General features: G+C 63.2%; 3 protein-coding genes. All 3 read left to right on the plus strand.

The genetic code is table 11. The features are described from left to right. Positions 1-1,571, plus strand: a 1,571-nt coding sequence (locus DM813_RS20770) for a type VI secretion system Vgr family protein (protein ID WP_128325278.1), incomplete at its 5' end; no start/stop codon positions are given. Further along, positions 1,568-2,440 carry a DUF4123 domain-containing protein gene (locus DM813_RS20775; protein ID WP_128325279.1) on the plus strand — a complete coding sequence of 291 codons (873 nt, stop codon included), beginning with the start codon at positions 1,568-1,570 and terminating at the stop codon, positions 2,438-2,440. The genes DM813_RS20770 and DM813_RS20775, both read left to right, overlap by 4 nt. A 24-nt stretch (positions 2,441-2,464) precedes the next feature. After that, positions 2,465-2,882: toxin VasX (locus DM813_RS28500; protein WP_347233030.1), on the plus strand; the 418-nt coding region annotated here is incomplete at its 3' end.

A 2,882-nucleotide genomic window follows, 5' to 3' on the forward strand; every position in this document is an offset into this window, starting at 1 on the left:
GCATCAAGGATGAGCAGGAAGACAGCCAGGAAGCATTTCCCGACACCGTGCTGTACCACGCCAGCGGCGGCGGCGATCAAGCCGAACCGTGCCTGCGCCGCTTCAGCTACCGCGAACAGGTGCGCTCAACGCGCCAGGTGCAGCGCGACTACACCTTCACTCACCCGGCCTATCGCCTGGAGCAGGTCGGCCTGCCCGATCACATACAGCACCTGGCCAATGACTACGAACGTTTCGACTACCCCGGCCGTTACAAACGCGAAGCCGTCGCCAAACCCCTCATCCATACGCGCGCGATGGGCCTGCGCCACGATGCACGCCTTGCCGAAGTCGAAGGCGACGACGTACGCCTGCAGCCCGGCCTGAGCTTCAGCCTCCGCGAGCATCCGCGCGAGACCTTCAACGTATATTGGCGGGTGATCAGCGCTAGCCACACCGGCACCCAGTTCACCAGCCTGCAGGAAGAAGCCGCGGGCGCCCAACAGGGCACGCACTATTCGCAGACCGCCGTGGTGGTCTCTGGTCTGATCGAGTGGCGGCCAGAGCCGCTGCCGAAACCGCACGTCGATGGCCCGCACATGGCCACCGTGGTCGGCCCGCCGGGTGAAGAGATCTATTGCGACCAATGGGGTCGGGTCAAGGTCAGCTTCCCCTGGGACCGCGAAAGCCGCGATAACGAATTCAGCTCGTGCTGGGTACGGGTATCGCAAGGCTGGGCCGGGGGCAGCTGGGGTTCCATGGCCATTCCGCGGATCGGCCAGGAAGTGATCATCCAGTACGTCAACGCCGACCCCGACCAGCCGATGATCACCGGGCGCACCTACTGCGGTAACCAGCTGCCGCCCTACGACCTGCCCGAGCACAAGACGCGCATGACCATCAAGAGCCAGACCCACAAGGGCGATGGCTTCAATGAGCTGCGCTTTGAGGATGAACTGGGCCGCCAGGAGGTGTTCATTCATGCCGAGAAAGACCAGAACAACGTGGTCAAGCACAACGAAACCACGCGCGTTGGCAATGATCGCAGCGAGAAGGTGGCACGCGACGAAGTGCTCGAAGTTGGCCAGGACCGACACGACACCATCGTCCGCGATGACCGTCTGGATATAGGCCAGGACCTGTTTGTTACTGTGGACCGCGACAAGACGCTGATCGTCAAGCGCAGCCATCAGATCTCCATCACACAAGATCGTATCGAAGAGATCGGCAACAGCCGAGTCGACAAGGTCGCCGCCAATCATAGCCGTGAGGTGGGGGGCCATTCGACGCTTGAGGTTCAGGGGCACCACCAGGTGCATGCCGGTGAAGCCATCCGTTTTCAAACCAGGCAGTTCGAGAGCCAGGCCGAGTCGATGCGCTGGAGCACACCGGGCGGGGTGCTGACATTGGACGGCAGTGGCCTCAAGTTCAATGGGTCCGCCGTCCACTTCGAGGCAAGAAACATCGACCTGGAAGTCCTTCAAGGCGGGATAGCGGTTTCAGCGGGGGGCGTCCCTTACACCGGTGAGCCCGTTTGCGTCAGCTGCTGGCTGAAGGCAGCAGCGGAACATCAAGCATTGGTGAAAGCATGAGTAGTCTCGAACAAACGCTGATGAAAGAGCTGGCTGCACAGCACGCGCCACGCTATCTGCTGGCGGTCTGCGACCAGGCGTTACTCGACGAACGCCAGCGAGCATGGGTCAAGTCGCGTTTTGACCAGCGAGCCTATTCACTGCTGCAAGACCCGCTCTGGGAGGCGCTGTTTCCTTACAGCCCACTGCTTTTGGCCGCGCAAGAAACTTCCGAGGCAGGTCATCATGCCTTGTTGAGCGCTTTCGCCGCGGCGCAGATCCCTCGCCATGGCTGGATTGTCAGCGCCGTACCGGGGGAGCAACTCGCCACACACCTTGCTCAGGCGGGTGTAGCGCGCGGGCCGCAGGGAGCAGCCTTCCTGTTGCGCTACTTCGACCCACGCGTACTTCCGCGTCTGAGCAAGCATGCCGACGGCGGCTGGTGGGGCGCACTCATGGCGCCTATTGTCTCCTGGTGGGTACCTACGTCAGACCCCCGGACCGAGCGCTGGGGCCGCGTGCCTGGCCTGGCCATGACCAATGCCGCCGCGCCCTCGGCGCTGTTGGTCGACGACAAGCTCTGGCAGGTACTGGTCCGTAACCCGCTACCTCTCAGAATACTGGCGGCCATAGAGCGTCAGGCACCATCGCTGTTCGATACCCCCTGCCCAGGCGTGCGCCTGGCACGCGTCGAAGCGGTCATTACTGCGGCAAAGGACGTCGGCCTTACCCGATACCGCGACCTTCTCGACTATGTCTTTATCGCCCTGGCACAAGAATCGCCAACGCTGGAGGCTGACCGCCACTGGCAGCACGCTATTCGCGATGCGGCTTCGGGCGCCGGGCACCTGGGTGATTTGTATCTCGCGCTTGGCGAGCAGAAAACCTGACGCCCGACCACAAAAGGAATTGCCATGTCCACCCAACGACCATCGTTACGCGAGCTGCTGCGCATGAGCAGCGAAACCGCCAACCTTACCCTCTCCAACGCCAGCCCCAGCGCCTGCGTCGAATGCCATCGCACCATCACCATCCTGCCGTTGCGCTACGGTGTGGTGTCCGGCACCGACCCGGCCATCCTCGCGCAGCTGGCCCCCACGCTGCCTGCGCACCTGGGCAAACAGCTCGTCCCGTCGCTGCGCCACAGCCGCTATGCGGTGCGCAGCATCCGCGAGGGCTACGTCTACATCTTCCTCCAGCGCCTCGGCAAGCCCTTCGTCTGCGAAGCCGCCTACCGCGCTTGCGACACTGGCTTGCTGCAAGCGGTCTGGCCCTATGACCCCGGCGTACCGATACCGGGCATCGCCGCACTCGGTGGCTGGACCGTGCAGG

This window comes from Pseudomonas alkylphenolica, assembly GCF_004025535.1.
GTDB lineage: Bacteria > Pseudomonadota > Gammaproteobacteria > Pseudomonadales > Pseudomonadaceae > Aquipseudomonas > Aquipseudomonas alkylphenolica_A.

Coding starts and splice junctions, on each gene's coding strand:
- DM813_RS20775 (WP_128325279.1), top strand. CDS start 1,568: ATGAGTAGTCTCGAACAAACGCTGATGAAAGAGCTGGCTGCACAGCAC.